General features: G+C 46.8%; 22 protein-coding genes. 2 read left to right on the top strand and 20 right to left on the bottom strand.

Features of this window, described 5'->3' with window-relative positions; translation table 11 throughout:
- Positions 1-172: 172 nt before the first annotated feature.
- The 6 genes from DL346_RS08380 to DL346_RS08355 form a co-directional block, all read right to left on the bottom strand.
- Positions 173-1,396 carry an enolase C-terminal domain-like protein gene (locus tag DL346_RS08380; RefSeq protein WP_206098485.1) on the bottom strand — a complete coding sequence of 408 codons (1,224 nt, stop codon included), beginning with the start codon at positions 1,394-1,396 and terminating at the stop codon, positions 173-175.
- Positions 1,397-1,486: 90 nt separating this feature from the next.
- Complete coding sequence (locus tag DL346_RS08375) at positions 1,487-2,311, bottom strand: phytanoyl-CoA dioxygenase family protein (protein WP_112881549.1); 825 nt, start codon at positions 2,309-2,311, stop codon at positions 1,487-1,489.
- A 24-nt stretch (positions 2,312-2,335) separates the two neighbouring features.
- Positions 2,336-3,121: a hydroxypyruvate isomerase family protein gene (locus DL346_RS08370; protein ID WP_165822414.1), complete on the bottom strand. Its 786-nt coding sequence runs from the start codon at positions 3,119-3,121 to the stop codon at positions 2,336-2,338.
- 37 nt (positions 3,122-3,158) lie between these two features.
- Complete coding sequence (locus tag DL346_RS08365; protein ID WP_165822413.1) at positions 3,159-4,142, bottom strand: zinc-dependent alcohol dehydrogenase; 984 nt, start codon at positions 4,140-4,142, stop codon at positions 3,159-3,161.
- A gap of 44 nt (positions 4,143-4,186) precedes the next feature.
- Positions 4,187-4,921 (bottom strand): phytanoyl-CoA dioxygenase family protein, encoded by a 735-nt coding sequence (locus tag DL346_RS08360; protein ID WP_165822412.1) that lies wholly within the window; start codon positions 4,919-4,921, stop codon positions 4,187-4,189.
- 156 nt (positions 4,922-5,077) lie between these two features.
- Complete coding sequence (locus tag DL346_RS08355; protein WP_165822411.1) at positions 5,078-5,842, bottom strand: sugar phosphate isomerase/epimerase family protein; 765 nt, start codon at positions 5,840-5,842, stop codon at positions 5,078-5,080.
- An 805-nt stretch (positions 5,843-6,647) separates the two neighbouring features.
- Here DL346_RS08355 and DL346_RS08350 point away from each other — a divergent pair.
- Positions 6,648-7,529, top strand: a complete 882-nt coding sequence (locus DL346_RS08350) for a phytanoyl-CoA dioxygenase family protein (RefSeq protein ID WP_112881544.1) — start codon at positions 6,648-6,650, stop codon at positions 7,527-7,529.
- A gap of 78 nt (positions 7,530-7,607) precedes the next feature.
- Here DL346_RS08350 and DL346_RS08345 read toward each other — a convergent pair whose 3' ends face one another.
- The 14 genes from DL346_RS08345 to DL346_RS08280 form a co-directional block, all read right to left on the bottom strand.
- Positions 7,608-8,423: a sugar phosphate isomerase/epimerase family protein gene (locus tag DL346_RS08345; RefSeq protein ID WP_112881543.1), complete on the bottom strand. Its 816-nt coding sequence runs from the start codon at positions 8,421-8,423 to the stop codon at positions 7,608-7,610.
- A gap of 76 nt (positions 8,424-8,499) precedes the next feature.
- A complete protein-coding gene (locus DL346_RS08340; protein ID WP_112881542.1) occupies positions 8,500-9,636 on the bottom strand; it encodes a trans-sulfuration enzyme family protein in 1,137 nt (378 codons plus the stop codon).
- Between the two features lie 78 nt (positions 9,637-9,714).
- The gene (locus DL346_RS08335) at positions 9,715-10,746 is read right to left on the bottom strand and encodes a Gfo/Idh/MocA family protein (RefSeq protein ID WP_112881541.1); all 1,032 of its coding nucleotides are present in this window, start codon (positions 10,744-10,746) and stop codon (positions 9,715-9,717) included.
- A 67-nt stretch (positions 10,747-10,813) separates the two neighbouring features.
- A complete protein-coding gene (locus tag DL346_RS08330; protein ID WP_112881540.1) occupies positions 10,814-11,692 on the bottom strand; it encodes a phytanoyl-CoA dioxygenase family protein in 879 nt (292 codons plus the stop codon).
- A 76-nt stretch (positions 11,693-11,768) separates the two neighbouring features.
- Positions 11,769-13,229, bottom strand: a complete 1,461-nt coding sequence (locus DL346_RS08325) for a glycoside hydrolase family 28 protein (RefSeq protein ID WP_112881539.1) — start codon at positions 13,227-13,229, stop codon at positions 11,769-11,771.
- Positions 13,230-13,428: 199 nt separating this feature from the next.
- Positions 13,429-14,274: a phytanoyl-CoA dioxygenase family protein gene (locus DL346_RS08320; protein WP_112881538.1), complete on the bottom strand. Its 846-nt coding sequence runs from the start codon at positions 14,272-14,274 to the stop codon at positions 13,429-13,431.
- A 46-nt stretch (positions 14,275-14,320) separates the two neighbouring features.
- Complete coding sequence (melA, locus tag DL346_RS08315) at positions 14,321-15,655, bottom strand: alpha-glucosidase/alpha-galactosidase (protein WP_112881537.1); 1,335 nt, start codon at positions 15,653-15,655, stop codon at positions 14,321-14,323.
- Positions 15,656-15,674: 19 nt separating this feature from the next.
- On the bottom strand, positions 15,675-16,718 hold the full coding sequence (locus tag DL346_RS08310; protein ID WP_112881536.1) for a Gfo/Idh/MocA family protein: 1,044 nt from the start codon (positions 16,716-16,718) through the stop codon (positions 15,675-15,677).
- A 144-nt stretch (positions 16,719-16,862) separates the two neighbouring features.
- Positions 16,863-18,926 carry a beta-galactosidase trimerization domain-containing protein gene (locus tag DL346_RS08305; protein ID WP_112881535.1) on the bottom strand — a complete coding sequence of 688 codons (2,064 nt, stop codon included), beginning with the start codon at positions 18,924-18,926 and terminating at the stop codon, positions 16,863-16,865.
- A gap of 200 nt (positions 18,927-19,126) precedes the next feature.
- Entirely contained in the window at positions 19,127-20,335 is a 1,209-nt protein-coding gene (locus tag DL346_RS08300; protein WP_112881534.1) for an ROK family protein, read from the bottom strand.
- Between the two features lie 663 nt (positions 20,336-20,998).
- Positions 20,999-21,886, bottom strand: coding sequence for a TolB family protein (locus tag DL346_RS08295; RefSeq protein WP_112881533.1), 888 nt, complete (start codon positions 21,884-21,886; stop codon positions 20,999-21,001).
- A gap of 23 nt (positions 21,887-21,909) precedes the next feature.
- Positions 21,910-22,950 (bottom strand): LacI family DNA-binding transcriptional regulator, encoded by a 1,041-nt coding sequence (locus DL346_RS08290; RefSeq protein WP_112881532.1) that lies wholly within the window; start codon positions 22,948-22,950, stop codon positions 21,910-21,912.
- Between the two features lie 183 nt (positions 22,951-23,133).
- Complete coding sequence (locus DL346_RS08285; protein WP_112881531.1) at positions 23,134-24,027, bottom strand: aldo/keto reductase; 894 nt, start codon at positions 24,025-24,027, stop codon at positions 23,134-23,136.
- A 20-nt stretch (positions 24,028-24,047) separates the two neighbouring features.
- On the bottom strand, positions 24,048-24,800 hold the full coding sequence (locus DL346_RS08280; protein ID WP_112881530.1) for an SDR family NAD(P)-dependent oxidoreductase: 753 nt from the start codon (positions 24,798-24,800) through the stop codon (positions 24,048-24,050).
- Between the two features lie 216 nt (positions 24,801-25,016).
- On the opposite strand from DL346_RS08280, the gene DL346_RS08275 reads away from it, so the two are divergent.
- Complete coding sequence (locus DL346_RS08275) at positions 25,017-25,850, top strand: sugar phosphate isomerase/epimerase family protein (RefSeq protein WP_112881529.1); 834 nt, start codon at positions 25,017-25,019, stop codon at positions 25,848-25,850.
- The last annotated feature ends 107 nt before the right edge of the window (positions 25,851-25,957 follow it).

Genomic DNA, 25,957 nt, shown 5'->3' with positions numbered 1-25,957 from the left:
CCTTTTCGGTTGATTCTACTAACGAACATAAATATAAATACTTTTATAAAAGTATTAATTAATGATCTTGAGATGAATTATATAGTACGTAAAATTTGGTGTCAACAGTTTTTTCGTTAGAGCTTTTTAAGATATTCGTTTCCTAAGCCCCGGCTCATATTGCGGCTATTGGTTATTTCAAGAAGAAGTTTCTATCTTCCGGATCGAGATATTTCGACGCTTTGTTTATATTAAATTCAACGCCAAGGCCGGGTTTATCCCAAACTTGTACATGTCCGTCCCTAAGGAATTGATCTGGTAACCCTTCGACGATATCGTAGTACCAGCTTGGTCTGCCTGGTGGGAATTCGTAGGCGATGTAATTATCGGGCATGGTTGAACATACGTGCGTCAACGCCGCCATACCAAATATTCCGTCACCACCACCATGCGGAGCCATCATAATTCCATGCAGATCAGCGTATTCAGCAATCCATTTTAATTCCGCGATTCCGCCAACATCCGCCGGGTCAGGACCGATTACGTTGATCGCGCGCGTCTCAATAAGCTCGCGGCAATTTTCACGCAGGTAAAGTTGTTCCCCCGTGTGAATCGGAGTCGTCGTTTGCATTGTGATATCGCGATAAATATGTGCAAGCGTGTATGGTGTGAAATCTCCAGCGATGGTGTCTTCCAACCACAGAACGTTGAGCGGCTCGACAGCCTTGGCCAACCTTAATGCATCGATAGCTGTCATACCGGGACCACAGTCAAGTGCAAGCCCTACTCGATCCTTTATGACGCTTTTGACTTTAGAAATGTAGTCAACATACAAATCGAGTCCTTTTTCAGTAAGCAATCCACCGATTTTGAAAGGAGTTAATTTGTCATTTGGATCGGGATATGCGTTATATGTATAATCGGTTAAGTCGAAATTCTTCTCGTGGAAGTGGCCATGAAATCCAATTCCCATTTTCACAATTGTCAAGCCTTCAGGCATTTCGCTCAGTGCAAGAATATTCTCGCCGACTTTTTCCGGCGTATCAGCGATTGGGTGCGGTGGATTTGGATTGACAACGCCTCCGTTATATATCCGAACTTTGTCGCGCACCTTACCGCCTAGCAGTTTGTATACAGGAAGGCCGGCTTCTTTGCCTGCGATATCCCATACTGCCATTTCAATCGCGCTCATGATTTTACCCCAAGGTTTAAAACCACCAAGACGGCGCATACGACGAACGACGGAAGCCACGTTCGTCGGATCGCAATCCTTAATTACATCTGCAAAAAACGGAATCAAAGGTATTATATAATCCTTTTTCTCCATCTCGCTAAAGCCGTCAATACCCTTGTCCGTGCATACTCTCAATACGATCTGTTCGCCTATAACCGCGCTCTTAATGTCTGTGATTTTCATACCTATCTCCCTCTTTGTCTCATTTGGGTGAACATGCTTCATGTTACACCGTAGTTGCCCAGATATTCACCGGATCACTCAAGTCATTGATTAAGCCATCTTCGGTTGATGTTCTTTCAGCCACGTTCGCAATGGGACGTCTTCGTCAGTCGGAGTATAATATCCGTCGCAGTTCACAGCCGCACTGAGCAGTTGCCGGCGAATCGGATCGCATTTATCCCATAATTGCTCTACTGTGGTTTCTTCCCGCGTGCGAATCCAACGATATCCATAACCGTAAAAAAGTACTTTGCGCGTGATGTCCGACCAGTTCATGGTTCCTGCATGCCATATCCGTCTATCAAACAAGACTGCCGTACCCGGCTTAACGCAAACCGGGATCGCTCCTTCGGGTTGGCCTTTCTCTGGTAACTCCAAGTTTTCATATAAGTGGCTTCCGGGAATAAGCCATAAATTTCCACGGTCCGGTTCCGAGGCATCGGACAAGAAGTAAGCCACCTTAAGCGATAAACGCGGCCGCGGGTGAAATTCCGGTTCATGATTCACCTGTCCGCTATCCTGATGCCAGCTGAACGTGTACTCTTTCTTTTCCAGTCCAGTCGGAGGCGTCAACATCATACTGGCGTGATATAAGTAAATGTTCCAGCCTAGAACGCCCCAAACTTTCGGCAAAATCTTCTCATAGTCGACCATATCAAGAAATAAATCGGAGTCGGGAACAAAATTTTTATGAGTCAGCACCGTTTTCGGGTCATATCCTTCTCTGATCTTTTGCTGGTGTACTCGGTCGCATTCCGCCGTCAGCATCCTGACTTGCTCGGGGGACAACGCATTCTCCACGATCAAATATCCGGTTTCATTGAACGTCCTTCTCTCTTCCTCAGTCAAGGCGTACTTCAAACAAGATGGATTCACCAATACCCCTCCAATGATTTGGATTCATCTTGAGCTGGACTTGGAGATTAGGATGTAATTCTCTTTAAATGTCTGTAAGCTCAGCTCGGGATCCATTTCAGGTTTATATTCCAACCCGAGAAAGCCTGTATAACCAGCCTGTTCGATAGCCCGAAGGATATTGTGATAATTGATTTCACCTGTTCCGGGTTCGTTGCGGCCAGGATGATCGGCAATGTGGAAATAACCGATCTTATCAAGATTATTGATAATATTCGGAGTAAGGTTGCCTTCGGAAATTTGCTGGTGGTAAATATCGAAAAGCACTTTTATATTCGGGCTTCCCACCTCGTCAATGATACTGAAAGCTTCTTGAGAGGAACGCAGAAAATAGCCTGGATGATCAAACTCATTTAAGGATTCCAATACGATCGTGATCCCGGATTGTTCTAAATGGGGGGCCACTCTTTTCAACCCCTCGACAATACTTTGATATTGCGATTCCCGCGGAATTTCGTCATAGGTTTGCCAACCGGTGAGAGTCAGCAGGTTTTTCGTCCCGAGGCGTTGAGCTACAGCAATGCTCCTGATGACTTCTTCTTCATAATGACTACGGTAGTTCGGATGAATCAAAGGAGACGCGTTCGCGATAAAAGTGGCTGCCTTGATTCCCAATTCGTTTTGTACGTTTTCTACTTCATTCAAGTCCAAATCGGTCCAGCTCCAAAACTCATATGCCGAATAACCTAGTTTATGTACTTTACGTACTTTTTCCGAGAAGGAAAGGTCATGATGAGAAAAGATAATATCAATACAAGGGGAAAATATCACGTCGAGCACACTCCTTCGAATAAGTCGCTCTACCTAATTAACGCCAATTGAATAAAATGCCCATCGTTTGTCGAATGGCTTCGTTTGCAGTACGGTAAGCTTCGACACACTCGTTTGGCCTAAATTCATGCGAGATCAGTCCTTCTAGATGAAAGCGTTTGGATTGGACATAATTGCAAAATGAACGATGAATCCGATGCGCGTTCCACTCCCCAACTGCCAACCCGTCATGTGCGCCAACGATCGTAATTCCTCGGGTAACGACATCGCTGATCAATTCCTGTTCCGAAAATCTTCCGCAATCCCCCATAATGACAACTTTACCTTGCGTCTTAACCAAGCTTAACGCGGATTTAAGAACCTTCGGGTTTGCTGTCGAATCAATGACGATATCCGGCAGTCTCCCGTCAAAATGGGACTTAATCCGATCAACGGAATCCGTAACAGGCTGGTCCAGTACGAAGCTTGCGCCGCCTTGTCGTGAATATGTAAGCCTCTCTTCAAAGAAATCAGTGGAGATGATGCGCTCCGCTCCAAGCGCGTAAGCCCAACGAAGCGTCATTTGCCCAACCGGCCCTGCTCCAATAACCAGTATATTTTCGCCCATACCGTAATTCGCGGCTTTAGCTCCCAAGAATGTAATCTTCGCCAAAGCGAACCATGTGGCATCCTTAGCATCCATATCGGAAGGAATCGGGAAACATTCTTCTTCCGAAACAATATGATAGGAGCCATGCCCTCTGCGTAGAGCGACCAAATCACCTTTGTGAATCGATGTTACATTTTCCCCTATGTCTACGACTTCCCCTACAACCGCATAGCCGGGATAGAAGGGGTATTTTACCCAGCCCGCCCAATGGGTCCCTTTCTCAAAAACCTGATTAAACGCAATATTTTCTGTTCCGGTGCTCAATAAAGAATAATAACTTTTCACACCAACTTGACCCGATCCTACCTCTTCAGGTTGATACGTCTCAAGCTCCACTTGTTGTTTTCCGGTAAACACAATCCGTTGTTCCAATTTGACTTCCTCCTTTATCATCTACTCGATCCTTTAAGATCCCTTTAAAAAAGCTTGTCGCTGCCTGCCGGAACCGGTATGCAATTCCTGTCCACCTGGTCTAAGGTGCACGGATTGGATAACGCGTTGTAACAGACAATGAATGAGCGCCGGTGTTGATCGGAAAGGTTAGGGCCTGACGCATGCAGCAGGTTGCAATGAAAAAACAGTACGGAGCCTGGCTTCATTTGAACCTCGACTTGTTCCAACGTTTGTTCAACCATCATTAATCGTTCAAGGTCGGCCCCCAACTGGCCGCCAAGCATTCCGTGGTCGATTCGGCCAAGCTTGTGAGAGCCCTTCAGCACCTTTAAACAACCGTTCTCGGAAGTTGCCTCGTCGAGAGCCGTAAAAGCGCTGATCATATGCGGAAACATAAAGCTAGGGTACCAATATCCGTAATCCTGATGCCACTCCCACGCACCTCCTTCGTGCGCTTTCTTCAGCATCACTTTCCCATGATAAAAAGAGATTTCTTCACCCAGTAAAATTCGAACCGAATTCGCGATTCGCGGACACGTAGAAACGGCCGACCAGATGTCGTCTGTAAGGTCTTCCCAAATGGCCAGCTTCGCCTTCCTTCCCCGCTTATCGCTCATTTCCGCCGTCAAAGCAGACACCTTTTCACCGTGCTCGATCTCATGAAGCATATAATCGACTTCTTGCTGAGTGAATACATTTTCCACCAGCAAATATCCATCGCGATGATATTTCTCTACATCACTATGCGTCAAATTCACCGAATCTCCTCCTTCCTCAATTCACTTTCCTTTTACCGTATTGACCAGTACGGAGCGCTCCTTCGTCAGAACAGGGTATAAAATGTCGAGGATTACCGCTAGTTTCTCTTTCACTTTGAATCAGCTCCTATTGATTAAAGTTCAGCGGTATTTTGTTTATTTCAGTTTCAATCCCTGCAGATATTCCAAGCTCATTTGTACACTATCCCAAGGATTTCCAGGGCATTCATCCTGCTCAACCATATACCACTCGACCCCGTTTTTCTCACCCCAGGCGATAATGGCAGGAACGTCGATAATTCCGTTTCCGACTTCGGCATACGTTCCTCTTTCATCGCCCGTCATATCCTTCATATGAAGGATCGGGGCCCTGTTCGGATATTTGCTGATGAACGCAAGAGGATCTTGACCGCCTTTGGCCAACCAATAGATATCGAATTCCGCCAGAGCCTTGCTGTCCTCTTTACCGTGTCCAAGCAAATAATCCAGCCCATTCGAACCATCTATTTGAGTGTTAACTTCCCAATTATGATTGTGCATGATGATCCGAAAACCGTTTTCCGCCGCCTTTACGATTGTTGCATCCAACAGTTCCTTATGTTTTTTGTACCTTTCCACCGTAAAGTCCGGCCCGGTCCCGGGAAAAACCAGAATTTCGGTTTGCAGCAGACGGGCATCCTTGACTATTCGTTCCCAGCACTCCGGATCGGAGAAATCTTCCAAACTTCTGTGTAAGGATACCATTTTCATGCCGGTTTCCTTTAGCATTTCGGCAATCTCTTCAACCGTGTAGCCGAAGTAGTCCCCGGTTTCTACGCCGACACAACCCATCTCTTTCAGCCTCTTTAGTCCTTCTGGAAGCCGGTTCGGCAGCACGTCCCGCAAGGTGAATAACGCTACAGCCAATTTATGATTGATCAATTTGACCCTCTCCTTAGTAACCCCGAAATGCTCATGGGAATTATAATTGCTGCGATAAGCGTTAAATCGACCGTTTCCATCGTCAAATTGATCTTCAGCCCAGTGATTGGAATCCATATAAACAGAAGAAGGAACAGCTATGTTGAAGCGGTTCCTTCTTCTGTTTGATTCAATTATCGAATACTTCAGACCGTTGATTGCCGGCTTAATGTGTTCGTCCTGATAGTTTTTCTAATAGTCTGAAGGCTTGCCGGTTGCACTGTAGTATGATGTGGTGGAATCGACTTTGTCGAAATCGCCTTTCGGGTATAGGCAGGCGATATGCACATGAAGAAGGAAAGAGCAAGTGCGGGATTTCTGTCCTACTTCCGACAGAAAAACGGTTTGGGGCAGGGTCTGACCATCAAGAGTAAAAATGATCTAGCTGTAGAGTTGATCGAGAACTTTTACGCAACGCTTCTAGGTCTTTTAACATAAATTAAAATACTTTTATAAAAGAATTAATTAATGATCTTGAAATGAATTATATAGTGCGTCAAATTTGGTGTCAACAGTTTTTTGTTAGTGCTTTTTGAGATGTTTGTTTCCTAAGCTCAGAACATATGGATTAACCACTCTCCCCGAAAGTGGTACTCTGCACGCTATGAACTTGCCGAAATCCGTGGTCTATAATGATCCAACAAAATCTCGAAAAAAAACAAATTTATCTGAAATTACTCTATATACATGTACTGTTAGAGACGAAGATGCGCAAATGCTCATTGGTCGTTTATGATCAAAAACGTTTGAAAGAAGGAGCTGGGAGATGTTGGCTGGTACTATAGATTTCGCGAAGCATTTGGAACAATTTAAGAGAGACGGATTCACGATATTGCCTCAACTATTCGATCGAGGACAAATTGATGAATGGAAGGAAACCTATCAACAGGTTCGAGAGGAAGTTTATGGAGACCGCGAACAAGGCACTTACGTCATTACTGACATGGTGGAACGCAGACCGAGAACCATGCTGGCCATGACCGCACACCCTGACATTTTGGATTTCTTGGAGCTTGTCATGGGACCGTTTGTTCAAATAGGCGATGCCAATTTAAATGGATTCCACCCCCAACCTAAAGAGACCTCAGCAGGCAGGGTCAGTGGATGGCATCGCGATATGTATGGGTTTGCTCCGAACGGCATGGACTATCAGATTCCGCGCCAAGCCTTGGCGCTGACTTACCTGGAGAATATGACCGAGGAAACCGGGCCATTACGAGTCATTCCCGGATCCCATCGGAACGAAATTTATATCGATCCGGAAGATCAATTTAAACCTCATCCGGATGAAGTCCTGCTTTCCCTGAAGGCCGGTGATGTGATTATATTCTCCGGCATTTTGCATTCGGGCACTCCCAATACTTCGAACGTCAATCGTATATTAATGGGCGGGATGTATACGTATTCTTGGTATAGACCTACTTGTAATTTTAACGGACCCAACATTCAGCGGCTGATTCAAAAAGCTGCGGAACTGAAAGATCGCCGTATCTTGCGTTTGCTTGGCGTTAATGGACAAATTGAGAAAAGCCGTGCGAATAGCGGCTTTACTTTACCCAATGAAGCCAAGTGGAAAGAATGGATCGAAGAAGATAAAGCCTATTTGAACGGACCTTTGGATTGGTGGAAGGAGCCGATAGGCGGTTAAGGTCCATTAAACGAATGAAAACAAGCCTGCACGCCGAATCGGCATGCAGGCTTTGCATGTTTATGCATCAAGCTGCGGTTACAAAGCGTCCTCTCCTGTTACTTCTTTAACCAGCTTGCTAATATAAGAATAAGATTGCTTGCAGTATTGCGGCAGATTTTGCGGGTCTTCGACTTCCATTTCCACAGCCAGTGCACCTTTATAATCGATCTTGTGCAGCTCTTCGATCAGTCCGTGAAGATCGATCTCCCCTTTGCCGATTTCGACGGATTGTTTACCGATATGATCCTTGAGATGAATATTGTAAATTTTGCTTCCGAAATCGCGGATGATCGCTTTCCAGTCCACGCCGGCCGAATGGAAGTGGCCGGTATCGATCGTAATCCCTACGCGAGAATCGTCGATTTGCGAGAACAAGTAGTCATAATCGGCTCTAGTCTGAAACTGCGAACCGAAATGCGGCTCTAGGGCTAGCCTTGCCCGCTTGTTTCGAATCAAAGGGAGCATTTGGCGAATGCCGGAGACGGCCGCCCGCAGTCCGGTTTCTCCGTTTGGTTTGCCGCCTGTAATGACGACGAGAGGGGCTTGAACCGCGTCGGCTACGTCGAACATCAGGGCGACGTCTGCCGCAGCCAGCTCCGCCGACTCGACGGAATCTGTCGGGAATGAGGGGCCGTATGCTTCGGTACAACCGACGAAACCGCTTTGGGTGGAGTAGCGGTGGACCTTATCCGCGTCAAACCAGCGTGCGGCGCCAAGCGTCCATAAAGGAGGGCCGGCAAGGCCCCAGTACTTAAAGCCTGCTTGGGGGGCATGCTCGAAGGTGCTTAGAATTTCGTCTCTCCCATAACCTCTTAACGAACAAGTCGTACATGAAATCATGAATCGGCTCAAGATTTTGCACCTTCCTTTCTCTCATCCTGATCATTCGTTGAGATTCCATTTCAGCAGTTGTATGACTCGCCTTTATTCAAATTTTGCTTAGACCGTGCTCTAAATCTTCTAACAGAGTATCAACGTTCTCCAGTCCAATGGAAACCCGCAGAAGCCCTTGCGGGATTCCGGTCAGCTTCGACTGATCTCCCGTCATCCCTACACCGGGTGTCGTTACCAAGCTTTCGAAACCTCCCCAACTAGGGGCGTTTGTAAAGTGGCGCAGCCCGTTCACCATCTCCATAATGGCGTCGGCACTGCCCGTCGGACAGAAACCGAACAACCCGGTGTATCCCGTCAATTGTTTACGTCCCAATTCATACTGAGGATGGCTCGGCAAACCTGGATGCAACACCTGCGTGACTTTAGGATGCTGGTCCAGATATGTTGCAATCTTCATCGCGTTTTCCTGATGCTGACGCATGCGAACGGGAAGTGTACGCAAGCCGCGCAGAAGCAGCCAGGATTGATGCGGATCCATACAAGCCCCGTAAAGAAGCCGCTCTTGCGTAAGCTCGGCTATCATTTGCTTGCTGGCAATCGCAACCCCGGCAACAATATCACTGTGCCCTCCCAAATATTTGGAGGCGGAATGCACGACAATGTCGATACCGAAAGCCAAAGGATTCTGATATAACGGTGTTGCCCATGTATTATCAATGATTGTCTTGATCCCATGGGCTTTGGCGAGCTCTGCGATGGCTCCCATATCCTGCATGGTAAATACATAGGATACAGGGCTTTCCAAAAAGATTAATTGGGTGTTCGGCCGAATCGCCTGCTCGATTTCCTCTATGGATGTCCCGGAAACAAAAGTGGTTTCCACACCGAAGCGTTGCAAATATTCACTAAGAAATACCCTTGTCGGATGATAGGCGTTCAAAGGACAAATCACATGCCCATCCTTGCTCAATACCCGCATGATCGATGCACTGATGGCAGCCATTCCAGAAGAAAAGCATCTGGCTTCCTCCCCCTCTTCCAATGCGGCGATTTTCTTCTCGGCGATTTCCGTGGTGGGGTTTGCACCCCGCGTGTACGCATAGCCTTGATTATCGGATAAGGTAAAGATTGAGGTCTGGAAGATGGGGGGGACTATGGCTCCCAAGAAACGAGCGTAATCATCGCCCAAATGTGCGCAAATATCTTCTTTCGTTTTAAAGTTATCGTTCATGATAGGTCTCCTCCCGAAAAACTGCAAACGGAAGCGCCGATAGACGCGTTCCGTTTGCAGCCTTGTCTACTATTAAAATTAGTTTTCGAACGGCACGGGAAGCTCGAGTCCTTCTTCGGCCGATTTGGTCGCGGTTTCGAGAACAGCGATAACGCGTGCAACCTGCTCCGGTTTGACGATTAACTCCGCTCCATTCGTCAAATGATCGAGAATATTATCGTAAAACTTCCTCCAGTTTGCATCTCTTGCTTTCTCTCCATACGGATATAGAAACGGAACCTGCGTCTCTACGAGAACTCCATCTATTTCCGAGTACAGTCGAATGATTCTCTCTTCCTCTGGGCCTTCCCCTTTGGTGCAAACAATTGCCCCCTTCGTTCCCAATATGCGGAATGAATGCTTGGGGGCATACGCGATGTTGGAGGATTGAGCGTGTACAACGGCGCCGCTTTCAAATTGAATCATGACGTCCAGATGGTCTTCATTCGAGTAATCGTGCCACATCCGTTTCTGTGCATAGCCGCGGATCGATTTCATTTTCCCGGGGATGATTCCCAGCATCCAGTCCATATAATGGGCGCCCCAATCATAGAAAGCTCCGCCGGATGCTTCTTTGAATGAACGCCAAGTCGTCCCCGGATGTCCGAAGCCGCTAAAGTCGCATTCAGCGCTGAAGATATCACCCAACAAGCCTTGCTGAATGATATGCTGCGCTGTTACATACCACGCATCCCAACGGCGGTTATGATGGATCGACAACATAACGCCTTTTTGTTTGGCTAGATCGATCAGTGCCCATGCGTCGGATGCGTGGATGACGAACGGTTTGTCGACAACGCAGTTCTTCCCGCTTTCCAACACCTGCCTGATCAAATCGGCATGCGTATTATGCGGCGTAACGACAACGACTAAATTAATATCAGGCTGTGCCAATAATTCGTCAACACTCGCGTAAGTACGGATTTGCGGATAATCGATTTTCGCCTGCTCTCTCCGGGACGGATCAGGCTCGCATACCGCGACAAAATCAATTCCCGCCTCCGTCATAAGGTACGCATGATGCTTCCCCATGCCATAACCGATAACAGCAGATTTGACTGTTGAGCTCATTTTAATTAGCCTCCCTGTTTATACTCTTGTTCTATGACCAATACGGTATGACTTCCAATCGACTGAGCTACGTTCGATTTCCATACCCCCGCTTGGGTCTTTTCCGGGATCCCATCAGGGGTTCGGCGGTTCCTTCATAAACGGCAAAGAGTGGTTCGACCTTCTTCTTTGCCTCCTCCGGCCATTTTTGCCATCCTTCAGAAAGCTTCATATTATACTTCGCATAGGCTGCTTGAACCGTTTCCGATAAAGCCTCCACATCCAGATGGTACCATAAGGTAATGACTGTCCTGCGGACATCCGACTGATTGGCGTGCGCGGCATGAAGCAATCTGGAATCTCCGATCAGCAAGTCCCCTGCCTTGACCGGAACATCAACCTCGTCGGGACGGAAGGAGAAAGCCGGCTGATCCAGGTCAAGCGTACTCCTCATGTGAGCGGAGTGGGCATCAGCCGTCTGGAGCAGCTCATCATGCAGCGGGTTGTCGTTTACATGTGAACCCGGGATCGCCCGCAGGCAACCGTTAAACGGCGTCGTATCCACCAGATAATACATAAGGAACACCATCTGCGGAAGGGGACCGAAACCATCCGGAGCCGTCCACTCGGAAAAGTCATGATGCCAGAACAGTCTCGGGCTGTGCGGCGGTTTGCTGATAATATAACCGCTTCTGAATCGAGCTTTGGGAAATCCCAAGGAAGCCAGAGCTTCCAATGCCTTCGGCCAAGCAATCAATTCGGCGAAAAACGGGTCTACCTCTACAGGAATATCGCTCCCCATATTACGGAGAGATCTGGTTAATTCTTCTGATTGCCTATCGAGTAGATCGTTGGTTTTGTCGCGTAGCTGCTCCAGCAGCGGCTCATCCAGTATTTGTTCGAATACACAATATCCATCCCGCATCAACTGTTCATATTTTTCTTTTGCCATTGTATTTCCGTTCATCTGTTCCCCTCCAAAAAAGGATATGAGGAAAGCGGTGAGGGGTTGGCCCCCCACCGCCCTGTTCGTTCTTTTTAAATTAATTCGATGTCAAGAGTTCAGAAGCATCATCGGAATTTCTTACTGTTACTTTGTTGCAGCGTTCAACACAAATCGACCGGCTTTTCTCGGACTGGTGAGGGGCTTTGCCCGTATACCCGTCCACGACCACATTTTCGCAATCGTTAAATTCGAGGCCATGCTCGAAATAAGATGGCGGATTTCCATTCCAGTGCAAGTTAAAATTGTGCACCCTCAAGCCGTTGACTTTTTCGGCATATAAGCCGCATTCTTTATGTTCGAACAAACCGAAAGTGATATCTTTGACCGGTCTGAGGTCGATATTGCCGCCATATCGCTCCGCCAGCTTACTCGGAGTGATTTCAAAACGAACGTTGTCGAAAACCACATCTTCGATAATGCTTTCCGGACATCCGTACAGCAGCATCCCGGATTCAGCTTTCGCGAAGATGTTGCTGAAAAGAACATTCTTTATTTTACCGAAGCCTTCGGCAGAATTGTGAATCGTTGAAGTGATAGAAATCGGTTCGCCTTGTCCCCACCAGTGTCCAGTGTGCAGTCGGGTTTCGATTACGAAATTGGAGAAGATGATGTTCTCCATGATTCCTGCATCCCGTTGGAACACAGCAATGCCGCGGTTGGAATTTTTTATAATGATATTATTAAAGAGCATGTTCCGCATATTCGATTTGCCATAACCCATGCGAATGGCAGAGGATCGGGAAATCAACGTACAATTTGTGACCACTACATCCTCAGTAAAACTGCCTTCGGGTCCGTATCCTGTAAATGCAAATGCGTCATCGCCGCATTCAATATGGCAGTCGGATATACGGACACGTTGGCAATTCTGCAAATGGATCCCGTCTGAATTTGGAATAAGGAGATTCGATTTAATCGTAACACCGGATATCACGATATCTTGGCAGCCAGTACATTGGACGGTCCATTGAGGCGAATCCAAAATCACGATATCCCGCATCGTTATATTCTCGCATCGGTGGAACTGCATATGATTCCCCGGACGTTCTAGATCAAGTGCGGGACCGTCTTCTACGCCGTCATCCATTTTTCTGAATGTTTCCTTCTGGCGCGTACGCATTTCATCGTAGTCGAGGACACCAGCGTCACCTATTCGAGCACGGGAAGCATCCATAAATTTCATACCCTGCAAATCAATCGTTCCCACTCCGGTGATAGAGATGGATTTTGCATCTATCGCCCGAATCATTCCGGCCCTTTGATTTTCAATATTATCCGGATATTTCGAGAGGTCTGTCGTAGCCAAAAGAACGGATCCCGATTCCAGGTGTAAATTGATATAGGAATATAATACAAATGGCGAGCACAAATAAGTCCCCTGCGGTACGACTACTTGGCCGCCGCCCTTTGCACGGCAAGCTTCAATGGCCGATTGAATCGCTGCGGTATCATCTTGGATCCCGTTTCCAACAGCTCCAAAATCTCTAATATTAAACAAGGTTGATCAGCTCCTTATTTTAAAAATCGATGTGTTTAATCCGCCACTTGCTTCGTCACATCAATGACACGGTTTTCCTCTTTCTTCGTATAAGCTGTCCTCCTATGTATTTTTGAGTGATACCGCTTTCAGATATTGCAGATGTTAGTATTTTTAATAGGTTCGTATAGCACCTGAAAGCCGCAATTCGACCGCTTCTCTACATCCGGTTCAAGTGGCGGTCATACCATTGTTCCCATGTCGTCTCTTTCGAGGGGTCGGAAGGCCGTTTCACAATCAAATTCGGAAATCTTTTGCCGAAATCAGGATCAATATGCCAGGAAAAAGGTTGGTTGGCCGGGCTGTAGCGAAGATCGATCGACCATCGGACATGTTCGGAAAGATTCGGAAGCGAACGATGTAACGTGAGCTGATTGAAGAACAGAACATCACCCTTTTGCATTTCCATCGTAAGAATTTCGCCCTTCTCTTCGACATTTATGGCGGGAACCAAATGATTGTGCTCATTCATTTGGAACGGGACGCGTCCCCATTTATTGCTACCCGGGATCAGCTGCAAGCAGCCGTTTACGGTGTCGACGTCCAGAAGGGGAATCCAAACGGATAGGATATGAAAATCCGGATTCCACGCATCTTGTCCGCCATAGTAAAAGCTGTCCTGATGCCAGGGATATGTGGTTTTATCCTCATGAGGCAGCTTCGAGCGTACCCACCAGTCGCCGTTCGCTGCAAGCTCTTGGCCCACAACCTGCTCTACGAATTGGACCAATTTCGGATTGCGGATCAAATCATAGACTTCCCGGGAGAAAAGCTCGAGGTTCATAAGCCCTTTATTCTCATAATGCATGCTGCTAATCTTGGCCCAGCGGTCATAAATGGAAAGGTGTTCAAACTTGTCTGAAATTTTGCCTTCCGCATACCACTCTTTCGCCTTCTGGTCTATAAATTTCGATATCACGCCAATGACGGGGTTCAGATCCTGTTCCGAGAGGACATTTCGCAAACAAACATAGCCTTCTTCTCTGTATTGATCTACGAATGACATCACGCACCTCCGTAAATATCAATATCATTCATGTCTTTCCTTGCCGTTAACTCTTAAATTGCGGCAGCCATTCAGCCTGAGATTCGAACATTTCCGTTACCAAGGAATCAATTTGCTCCAGCGTACATGCGGCTCCGGCAAGAGGATCCAGCTTGACGGCCTGGTAAATCAGAGATTTGTCTCTGTGCAAAAAGCCCTGTACAGCGAGTTCTTGAACGTTCAAATTCGTTTGATTCAGCGCTGCCAGCTGCACCGGGAGCTCACCCACGATGCAGGGACGAATCCCCGAAGCGTCCACAATGCACGGAACCTCTACGCACGCTTCCTTCGGCAAATTGAAGATACTGCCGTTATTCGTTACGTTTCCATTGATGCGCAGAAGCGAGTTGGTTTCTATGGCATGGATAATCCGTACGCCGTATTCATTGGAACGGCAAATGGGAATGTTTGCATCCGGAGCAAGTTGTTTCTCGAAAAATTGGTAATAATCCGCCACTCTCTCGTTTCGGGTATAATCCAAGGCTCCCGCAGTCCGGCCAAAGCCGTACCAGTCCGTGGACGGATGAGTGAATTTGGTAACCAGTTCATCTATTTGCTCCTGCCGTTTTCTGAAATAAGGGTAGTATTCGGATGCATGCCCGCTCGACTCCGTAACGAAATATCCGAAATGCTTCATGAGGTCAAAACGGACCGGTTCCATCCCGTAGATTTCCGGATCGTTGTAGCTTTGCCTTAGTAAGGGGTAGGCATCTTTGCTATTCCAATTGAATTCGAGGAACCAGGCCATATGATTGATTCCGGCTACCCAGTAATCTATCTCACCGTAGGGAGCGCCGATAAATTGTGCCAATTGCTCCGAGGTGCCTTGAACCGAATGGCAAAGCCCCACGGTGCGGATGCTTGAAGAGGCCGCGACCGCACGGCATATGATTCCCATCGGGTTGGAATATTGCAGGACAAGCGCGTCCGGGCTTACTTCCTCGAGTTCTTTGTATATCTCCGAAATGACGGACAAATGCCTCAGCCCGCGAAACACTCCACCGGGTCCCATCGTATCTCCGACACATTGCAAAACACCATGTTTGCGCGGAATTTCTATATCAAGAGCAAACGCGTCCAGCCCTCCAACCTGAATGGTGATGATGACATAATCGGCGTTCCGCAACGCCTCCCGACGATCCGTTGTCGAGTGCACCCGCATGTTTAACGACTCTTGTGCAATCATCTTTCTGGCCAGCGCATCCATCATTCCAAGCTTCTTTTCGTCGATGTCCATTAGGCAGATTTCACTGCCGTCAAACTCCGGATACGTCATTAAGTCCGATAAGAAATTGCGCGTGAACGTTAAACTACCAGCACCGATGAACGTAATTTTGAACAAGGATTCAGCCCCTTTCAAATTATTCAGGCAATTCGGATTTCATACGCTCGATCACGTCAATCGATTCCGGCGACAGAAGCGGCAGCGTTACAAGCCTGTGCTCCAGCGCGCTTAAACCCAACCCTTCCAAAATTTCATAGCCGTGATAGCTGGTTTCGATATTGCAGGAATGAACCTTGCTGTCGTCATCGAGCCAATCCGCAAGATCTTTAAGGTACGGGGTTTGAATCAGATGCTGCTGAGCATCCCAGTCAGGCCCTTCCCCGATCACCATATCCCCTTTGGTTGCGGAGGTGAAGCCTCCCCAACGGCCGTCCGAGTCTGCCCAAGCGTAGCCGTGGGTTCCATGAACGGTCAGCCGGTTATCCGCCCAGAATTTATCCTTCATGAAAGAAGGGCTCAAGTAACCGCATTCAATATAGGCGTGAATGCCGTTTTCAAACTGGACCTTGCCCAGCATGTAGTCGGGCGAAGGATGGTGATCCGACAATTTATCTTTCCCGTGAACGTGGCCAAGCACCCATTTGGCCTTGCCTCCCCCATTGATCCAAATCATATAATCCATGAAGTGGGTGCCCAACTGAGATAGCCAGGGAATCGTAGTGGCATGTATTTTGGTGATTGCTCCGATTTCCCCAGAGTCGACGATGGACTTCAGCTTTTGGAAGGAGGTCAAATATTTTTGCTGGTGGCTGACAATGGCTTTGATTCCGTTCTCCTTGCACAGGGAAGTGATGTAATGCGCTTCTTTCAGGGAGGTCGCCATCGGTTTCTCGAACGCGAGCGCTTTTACTTTGTGCTTTACCGCAAGCTCTACCATCGAGCTTCGTACATCCGGAAGCGTGGCGAAGCAGAACACATCCGGTTTTTCATGGGCCAACATCGAATCCGCATCCGTATAAATCCGCCGGATTCCCGATGTTTCCGAGACTTCACTTAACATTTTCTCATTGATGTCGCATAAAGCAATCACCTCGAAACGGTCGTTGTTGTCCAAAAACCCCTTTAGGTGGGTTTTCCCCCGCGTTCCAAGACCAGCAATCGCAACTTTATACGTTCCCATTCTCGTTCCTCCTTTCTACTTCATTAGAAAATGTTATCCGTTCCAAATAGATCCTGTTTTGGGGCAGCTGCGATTCTCTTTCCTTGCGTCCCACGATCCATGATGCTTCTTCCTCGGCTATAATCCATCCCTTGTAACCTGACCTCAATATCGAACCTCAATCATTTGGTAAGTTTCGAGTTTAGGGACAGTAAATTCAGCAAACCCGCCGGTCGCGGAAAAGTTAAGCTCTATTCCATCCGTTATAGAAAGGACGCTCTTAATGGAACGATCCATTATTCTCAGCCGGACATTTATATCATAGACCGGGAGATTCGGCATCGGATCCTGGAAATTAAGCATGTTAACGATATACCTGCTCCGATTCGGCTGGTGGAAAGTCGTCAGCTCCACCGGTTTAGGCGCGTTGCTTTCAACCGTGAACGGCTCTCCGGCAAGAAACCGGATAAGCCCCGCGAAGGTTTCTTCATGAAACTCCGAATTTTCCAGGTCTCCGGCCATATATAAGCTTAAACCCTGACCATAACGATTCAGGATGGCTGCATCGTAGTCCGTCGCGTTGCCCGGCGGATGATTGAGAATGGAAGCAATAAACCGATGTTCTTTCGGATGAACGAATGGAAGCACTGTTTTCGCAAGTATATCCGCATCATCGGAAGCGCGAACCGTCAATTGCGACGAATATAGGCTCAGCGGATATTCTGTGGTCGAACCGCCAAGAAGCTCCGACCCGTTTCCAATTCCTCCAATGTAAGTAAAGCTTTCAGCTGTTTCCCCTTCGTAAGACGCACCGAATACATCGCTTAGCATAAAATTGTCCAGGCGGTTGCCGTCTTTGGTTGTTAATGAAGTAAATTTGCTGGCATAAATTTTCCCGCCTGCTTTCACATATGCGCGGATGCCGGCGCATTCTTCATCATCCATCATTAATACATTAGGCAGGATCAGAACTTTGTATTTGGAAAGATCATGGATGTTTTTCTTGGTGACAACACCGAACGGGATATTATGGCGAATTAAAGCGCCGGTCGTCTGCATGAGAGCATCCAAATGGGGGGATTTCCCCGAAGCTTTCATGACAGGCTTCCCGTTGTCGTCGAAGGTCATTTTCGATTCGGTGCTGAAATAAATCGCAGCTTCCTGACAAAGTTCTCCACCGAGGTACGGCAAGTACTTTTCCGTATTTTTGAAAATGTCCCCCATCGTGGCATGCACTTCATGACGAAATGTCCCAACCGGGTCGATCGCGTCGATAAACAGGAATGCTCCGCCGTTCGCAAGCGCCATGCTGACCTTCGTTTCCAGCAAAGCCTTGCTCTTGATGGTCATATGGTCCTGCAAAGAAACGCCGCTCGAGGTTTCATAGCAGAACGGCCAATGATCGCTGAGATTATAAAATAATTTGCAGGCGAACGATCCGCCGGCGTGGCCGCCGTAAAAATCCCCTTCCAGCAAGTCGCTGCTTTTGCTGAAGTCCGATGTAATGCCTTCTTTCCATGAAAAAGTATAGGTTGATGATTGATGCTCGACGGTGACGTCAGGCTTGATCGTCCGCACAAGAGAAGTGGCCATTTGGGCGAATTCATTGATCCATCTCTCCCGAGTCCGTTGGAAGCGCACCCATTCCGGGTTCTGCCAATCCACGACCCGCGGAGGCTCTCCTCCCGTCTCCCCGGCATACTTATCCAGGCAATGCTTGCAATAGCATATGTGAGGCCAGAATGTCATATCGAATCGAATGCCGTCGAAGTCATATCGACTGGCAACCTCCGTAACCCGCTTCACAACCAATTCCCGGTATTCCGGATTGTTGGGACATACGACTTTGGTTCTTCCAAAGAGCTTCTCATCCAGCTCTTTCCCGTCCGCCGTGATAATACGCCATTCCGGATGGTTGTAGAAAGCCCAATTATCAAAGATCAGCGTGTAATACAGCACGATATTCAAATTTTGTTCACGGCATGAACGAATCGCTTCGCCCAGAATATCCCGGCCATTGAGAGTTTTGTGCATCTCTCCGTATTTCGTCGGGTAGTAACACAGCCCTGTCATGGCTTGTGCAATAACGATAACCGAATCGACCTTGTTTAGCCTGAACATATCGACATACCGGTTTACGTCCAATTTGCTTAAATACCGATCGTCACTATCGCCTATATGCATATCAATAATGCAGCGCCGCCATGATCGTTTATACCAATCGTTCATCGAATAGACTCCCCTAATCGAATAATTGAAGTTGATATCAAAAATTCGGACAAACAGGGGCACCGAATCATTGTTCAGGCGCCCCTTTAATTTTCGTGAGTTTATTGTTCGATTTCGCAGCGGTCGGTCGGATCAAAAGAGGCATTGAGAAGAAAAACAAGGGGTTCATTTTTGCAATATTTTATGTTGGGGGTTACTCATTAAAGCAATAATTTATTGTTCGCGCTTAATTTGAACAGATCCTCGATGACCAAGGTGGCTGCTCCGATCTCAAAGACATCCTTCGTCTTATTTAACTTAATTCTGACTTGCTTTCTATCTGTCCAATGGGTTCTTTTAAAGAATTGTTCCGCAGCAGCTTCCAATAATTCTGGAAAAGCTTGAAGCCATGAGCATTCAAAGATGATTTCTTCCGGATCATACACTTTAACGATGTTGTCGATGCAAATGATGATATAGTTGCAAATATCTTTCAAAACATCCATGACGATTGGATGCCCTTCTTCGCCTAATCGTATTACTTTCTCCATATTCCAGTCCGCCGTAAGCCATGGTTTGATGCGGTCCGTAGATTCACTTTTTTCCAGCTCCTGCTTTATCCTTGCAGCTATTGCTTTATCCGAGATCATTAATTCCAGACAGCCCTTGTTTCCGCAATTGCACATCTCGCCGTCATACTGTACCGATATATGCCCAATCTCGCCAGCACTGAAATGTTTTCCGTTGAATAATTCTCCGTTGTATAGGATCCCTGAACCCACACCGCTGCTGATCGCAACATAAACGATGCATGAATTTTCACTGATTTCTTCCATCCATTTAATTCCTAGGATCGTAGCTTTATTATCGTTCTCAACGAAGACCGGCAATTTCACTTCTTGCTCGACCATGGTCTTTAAGGAAACCTTGTTCCACATCGGCATATTCGTAAGATTGTTAATCGTGCCGCTTTCAGGATTAACTTGTCCGGGGACCGTGATACCGATGCCAAGGCATTGTTTATATTCGGATCCGTAATCCGCCATCATATTCTTGATTTGCTCTGTCATGAGATTAATGACTTCCGTAACGGACAAATTCTCGAAAGAGACTTCCCGCGCAACCTTTTTTTCCATGCTAAAATCAAACAAGGCAGTTTTTATGCCGGTTAAAGTCAAGCATTGACCGATAACATATCCGAAACTGGGATTCAATTTGTAAAGTACCGGCTTTCGTCCTCCGTTTGATTCTGCACTACCGTATTCTATGAGAATCTCTTTGGCTATTAATTCACTAATAAAGTTATGAATCGACACGGCAGTCATCTTCGTCTTGTCCGCCACATCGAGTTTGGTGATAGGACCATAATTTTTAATTGTCTTAATGACATTCAGAACATTATTTTTCTTCAAAATAATTCCGTTACTCATAGGAATCTCTCCCCTGCAAACGCTTAGATGTGAATTACAAAATAAAAAGCTTTTTAAATGGCTTTATTTAATGTGCTGTCATCCACATACTATCTTACGGAGAATCGGCTGTCAATAAGGGTTTCACCGATCCACGCCAGTGCAAAGCGACTCCCTTTTGGATAGTTTTTGCTGACATAAGAACTGGTTTTTTTCACGATAATTTTCATTCGATACTGTAACTCTAATCATAGTCATCTCCCCTTCTCTGTGCTTTTTATCGCCAGTGATGAGGCAGAACGAGCACATCCCTGAAACCAAGTGGAAGCTGCTAATGTAGGTCCATCGTGTTACCAACAACTATAATTCACTTTTAATCTTTTAGTTTTATATAATGTGTTTATTTAAGAAATTAATTAAGTATATAAAAAGCTTACTTTAAGTGGCTTTTTTAGCTCGTTGTTGTACCTTTGCGCAATTCTTCTGTGCTTTATTTAAATCTAACAAGCATCAGTGTAAATACTTTTATAAAAGTATTAAATTATGTTATTTACCCAGATTATATAGTCCGTTAAATTTCATGTCAACAGTTTTTCGTTAGGGGGTGCAAACAAGTATATTGAAAAGACCCGTGCCTCTACCAATAAAAAATGTGCACCCAAACATCCAGGTGCACATTCAAATCTAATTGTCTTCCTTCATTCTATAGCTAACGAATGCCATTCGACTGCTGTCGGGAGACCAGGAATTGACGTTAATGGTTCCCTGTCCTCCGAACAGCTTGACAAGGGTACGATATTCGCCGCCTGAGCTGGGCATGATGCGGATTTCAACATCCTTGTTTGCGGGATGGTCACCGGGAGCGACATCGCCCTTGCGGTAAGTAATATAGGCTACCGTTTCTCCATCGGGAGAGATATGCGGAAACCAATTGTTGCTCTCATCGAACGTCATCTGAATCTGCTCGCTGCCATCGGCATTCATGCGCCATACCTGCATAAGACCCGTGCGTACGGAATTGAACCAAATGTGTTTGCCGTCCGGTGAATATTCGGGTCCGTCATTAAGTCCGGCCGTATGCGTTAACTGCGTTTCGATGCCTCCGTTTACGGGAATGGCGTAGATATCATATTCACCATCCCGCTCGGCGCAATAAGCCAGCGTGGTTCCGTCCGGCGACCAGCCATGCAAATAACTGGGAGCCATCGGAGTGACAAGCACCGGATTGCCGCCCTTCAATGAAAAGATATAAATGCGGGACTGGCCATCCTCATATGTATGATGGCTTACCGCTACATGGGAGTTGTCAGGTGAAAGCACATGGTCATTATTGCATTGAGTGGCAAATCCCGATTCGATGACCTTGCTATCCCCCGTAATGAGGTCAAATGCATAAAGACGCCCCAAACTGTTATAGATGAGATATTTGCCGTCGCGGGTCCAATTGGGCGCCTCTATCAGATAATCGAACTCGGCCAGGACGCTGCGATCGCCGCTTCGCACATCTACGGTTTCCAGGATACTAGTTACGTTTCTTCCTACTTCTTTACGGGGCTCTTTTAATCGCTTCATCCGACATTCTCCTCTGTTATGAATTAAATTCTACGACAAGATTCTCTAACAACCAGACTGCAATCAAGCGTGATCTCTTTCACAGTCAGCGTCTTCTGTTCGATTTTTTCGATCAGATAGGTAGTCATGCGCTTCAGCATAGCGCTAAAATCGACGCGTATCGTCGTCAAGGGCGGGTGATGTTTTTCGCTGAGGGCATGATCATCGAACCCAATAATGGAGATATCGTCGGGTACAAGCAGCCCATGTTCTTTAATCGCCCGAATTGCCCCAAACGCTACGCTGTCATTCGCGGCTACAATCGCTGTAGGCAGCTCAGACTCAATACCGAGGAGCGTCTGAATGGCATTATAACCGCTTGTCTCGTGAAAATCGCCGTCCATCACCCACTTCGGATTCACCTGCAGACCGCACATTCGCATCGCCGTTTTGAAGCCCTCGTACTTCGTCTGGCCGGATAGACGATTCATGTCGCCATTGACGACTCCAATTCTGCTATGACCGAGCCCGGCCAAATACGCTACAGCTTGTTTCATGCCCGAATCATTATTAAAATTGGATACGATCCGGTTGGGCTCGGGGTGATCCGGAAGTTCTTGGTCAACGACACCTACCACAAAGCCCTCGTCAATCAACTGTTCAATGAACGGTTCACGATTCGCTGCTCCGATAAAGATTCCTCCGTCGATTCTGCGTTGATAGAAGATTTCCCTGACATTTCGAATCACTTCGGTATCCTTTGCATTACGAATAATGTGAGTCAAGACGTAATAATCCAATACCGAGGCATGTTCAATCACGCTTACGATCAGCATATTCGTCAAAATATCGCTAGAAACGTTCCCCTGATCAATGAGAAAGAGCCCAATTGTGCGAGCACGCTTCCCCGCGAGAACCTGGGCGGAAGCATTTGGAAAATAATTATATTTTTCAATCACTTTCAAAACTTTGTCACGCGTTTCAGCAGGTACGTTTGAATAGTTATTTATAACCCTGCTTACCGTACTTCTGGATACCCCGGCAAGCCGGGCAATCTCGGAGCTATTGATTTCTGATTTTTTCAAGTTACTGCCCACCCTCTTAATAAACACGCGTTCACGAATTCATCATAACCATGCCATTCAAACGTTGTCAATATTTGTACGCTACCTGCATTAACGATCAAAACATACAAAAAGGGGCCTTCATCTATTCACGAAGTCGCCCCTACATACGCTCATACTATTTCATCTATTTTTGCACTCAAACTATTTGACAAAATCAAGCTCAGCTGCACGCGCATTTGCCTCTACTTGTTCTTTGCTTTTACACCCCGGAATGACGCAGGTAACCGCAGGATGCTGGAGGCACCACGCCAATGCCCACTCTGCCATGCCTATACCTTCAGGTACTTCCGTTTCCCGTATCTGCTCAACCAGCGCCAACTTTCTGTCGATATCTTGACGATCGTGACCTCTCCTCACGTTGTCCACGAAGGTTGCTCCAGGCTTGTATTTGCCGCTTAGATAACCGCTCGCAAGCGGAACACGTGCAAGAACGCCAAGATCTTGTTCGATGCAGGACGGGAAAACTTCGCGTTCCGCGGCTTGATCTATTCGGTTATATACGACTTGGATCGCCTTGGCGTTGATCTCGGTCGCTTTTGCGGTCTGGTAGATATTATCGTTCGCACCGATCGAAATGCCTAAATGACGGATTTTGCCCGCTTGTACCTGCTTATCCAGCATCGTCCATAGATCGTCGTTGTTGAATACCTCGTCGCTTCCCGAATGGAATTGATAGAGGTCGATATAATCGGTTTGAAGTGCTTTTAACGATTCTTCCAATTGTACGCGAATTTCGGCAACGCTCCATGCATGGTTCCAATGATCGTGCCAACAGTGGCCGAATTTCGATGCCACTACCCAATCCTCTCTTCGGTCGCGACGTAAGAAATCACCGATAAAAGATTCGGAGCGGTGATGCGGACCGTAACACTCTGCCGTATCGATTAGGTTGATGCCTAGCTCTTTCGCGCGTGTCAACACGCCATCAACTTCAGATTGCGTAAACTCTTTGCCCCAATCCCCGCCAAACTGCCACGTGCCTATGCCTACTACAGATACATTCAAGTCCGTCTTCCCTAAACGTCTATATTTCATGATCTTCGCCTCCGCTTACGTTAAATGATATAAGGATTTGCCTCCATTGACTCCGCTTTTGCAACAGCTTCCTCTAATGACATTCCGGTAAATGCCTGTGCATGTAAAAATCGTCCGCTCTTTTTGTCGTCTGCAAAGGCGCCGACTGCGATTCCTGGGATCACGCTTTCCACTGCATTTGGCGCATGCTGCCCGCCTAAATCCGTTCTACACCAGCCGGGGTCCGTCAGGTTCAGCATAACATTGGTTCCTTCAAGTCTTGATGCCAAATCCTTTGTGAATTTATCAAGGGCTGCCTTGCTTGCCGCATACCCGGCCTGTTCCGGTTCATTCTTTATTCCGCTTGTTGTATTGATGACACGGCCGTAGCCCCTTTCGATCATCTTAGGGATCAAGCGATTGCAGATCATTGCAATAGAAATAAAATTGATTTGAAAGCTCTTTTCAAAATCTTCAACCGGCGTCTCCCAATAATCTTTTCTATAAGCAATTTGCACCGCGGCATTATTGAATAGGATATCTACTGGGAATTCCTTAGCTTCAATTTCATTCAGCATGGCTGCTACTTCTTCGTAATTTGCAAGTTCAGCCTCGACGCTATATGCCTCAACGCCAAGTTTTCTTACCGCTTGCTCTACCTCTTTTGTATGTTCTAATTTTCTGCTGTGCAGAATTAGGTTGCATCCTTGCTTCGCCATAAAAATGGCTGTCTGATAACCTACTCCTCTGCTTGCACCTGTAATTAGTGCCCAGCGGCCTTTGACGTTAAACATGTAAAAGCTCTCCTTCCCCTGCCAATATATTGCCCAGTTTTGTGAACACGGTTTTATGGTCTCATCATACACAACGCATTAAAACGCTGTCAATGTTATAAATAGTATATAATAGAGCGAGTGAAATAATCGCCATTGTGTAAACACGCGTTTATGTTATACTTACAAACAAATATTCAATCAAATATATGAACCTAATAAAAGGATGGGATTCCAATGCGGCTGGGCGGTCAGGTCTTTCTTGAACAAAAAAATCCAGAGAGCTGGGCGAATGCGATCAAAGATGCGGGTTTTCGCGCAACAACCTGCCCCATCAGCGGAGAAGAAGACATTGCCGAGCTTGATGATTATCTGAAAATAGCAAAAAAATATGATATCTTAATTTCCGAGGTTGGCGCCTGGAGCAACCCGATCAGTCGGAACGAAAACACAAGACACAAAGCCATAGAGTACTGTATCAAAAGATTGGAGCTTGCCGAGCGGATTGGCGCTCATTGCTGCCTCAATATTGCAGGATCACGAGGCCAGCAATGGGATGGGCCGGATCCGGAAAATTTCAGCAGCGAAACGTTTGAATTGATCGTAGACACGACGCGTGAAATCATCGATGCCGTTAAACCGGAGCGCACGGTATTTGCGTTGGAAATGATGCCGTGGGTTTACCCGGATTCCGCGGACTCTTACCTCTCTCTGATCAAGGCAATCGACCGCAAAGGCTTCGGAGTACACTTCGACCCGGTGAATATCATCAGCAGTCCTCGTATTTATTACCGCAACGGCGACATGATACGCGACTTTTTCGCAAAGCTCGGTCCTTTTATTCGAAACTGTCACGCAAAGGACATTTTGTTGAAGAGTCATTTAACGGTTCATCTGGACGAGGTGATACCGGGTCAAGGTAATCTTGACTATCGAACATTCCTCACGGAATTGAACAAGCTGCATCCGGATACTACGCTGATCATCGAGCATCTGTCGACCAACGAAGAGTATCGGCAAGCTGCCGATTACATCAGAAACACTGCCATGGAGCTTAATATTTCCTTGTGATAGTTGTCGAAGTCGGCTATCGGACAAGGTTCTTGACATCGCCAAATGACATGAACTAGATCCGATAAAAACAATGAAGTCCGCGTTTTCCGCGGACTTCATTGTTT

This window comes from Paenibacillus montanisoli, assembly GCF_003268025.1.
GTDB lineage: Bacteria > Bacillota > Bacilli > Paenibacillales > Paenibacillaceae > Paenibacillus_Z > Paenibacillus_Z montanisoli.
Note: the sequence above shows the minus strand (reverse complement) of the source record. Positions and strands in the feature narration are given on the sequence as shown.

What these genes read in the sequence shown, in the direction of transcription:
- DL346_RS08340 (WP_112881542.1), bottom strand. Translation starts at nt 9,636, where the DNA reads ATGAACGATAACTTTAAAACGAAAGAAGATATTTGCGCACATTTGGGC.
- DL346_RS08285 (WP_112881531.1), bottom strand. Translation starts at nt 24,027, where the DNA reads ATGAAATATAGACGTTTAGGGAAGACGGACTTGAATGTATCTGTAGTA.
- DL346_RS08350 (WP_112881544.1), top strand. Translation starts at nt 6,648, where the DNA reads ATGTTGGCTGGTACTATAGATTTCGCGAAGCATTTGGAACAATTTAAG.
- DL346_RS08320 (WP_112881538.1), bottom strand. Translation starts at nt 14,274, where the DNA reads ATGTCATTCGTAGATCAATACAGAGAAGAAGGCTATGTTTGTTTGCGA.
- DL346_RS08295 (WP_112881533.1), bottom strand. Translation starts at nt 21,886, where the DNA reads ATGAAGCGATTAAAAGAGCCCCGTAAAGAAGTAGGAAGAAACGTAACT.
- DL346_RS08300 (WP_112881534.1), bottom strand. Translation starts at nt 20,335, where the DNA reads ATGAGTAACGGAATTATTTTGAAGAAAAATAATGTTCTGAATGTCATT.
- DL346_RS08335 (WP_112881541.1), bottom strand. Translation starts at nt 10,746, where the DNA reads ATGAGCTCAACAGTCAAATCTGCTGTTATCGGTTATGGCATGGGGAAG.
- DL346_RS08280 (WP_112881530.1), bottom strand. Translation starts at nt 24,800, where the DNA reads ATGTTTAACGTCAAAGGCCGCTGGGCACTAATTACAGGTGCAAGCAGA.
- DL346_RS08305 (WP_112881535.1), bottom strand. Translation starts at nt 18,926, where the DNA reads ATGAACGATTGGTATAAACGATCATGGCGGCGCTGCATTATTGATATG.
- DL346_RS08310 (WP_112881536.1), bottom strand. Translation starts at nt 16,718, where the DNA reads ATGGGAACGTATAAAGTTGCGATTGCTGGTCTTGGAACGCGGGGGAAA.
- DL346_RS08275 (WP_112881529.1), top strand. Translation starts at nt 25,017, where the DNA reads ATGCGGCTGGGCGGTCAGGTCTTTCTTGAACAAAAAAATCCAGAGAGC.
- DL346_RS08330 (WP_112881540.1), bottom strand. Translation starts at nt 11,692, where the DNA reads ATGAACGGAAATACAATGGCAAAAGAAAAATATGAACAGTTGATGCGG.
- DL346_RS08380 (WP_206098485.1), bottom strand. Translation starts at nt 1,396, where the DNA reads ATGAAAATCACAGACATTAAGAGCGCGGTTATAGGCGAACAGATCGTA.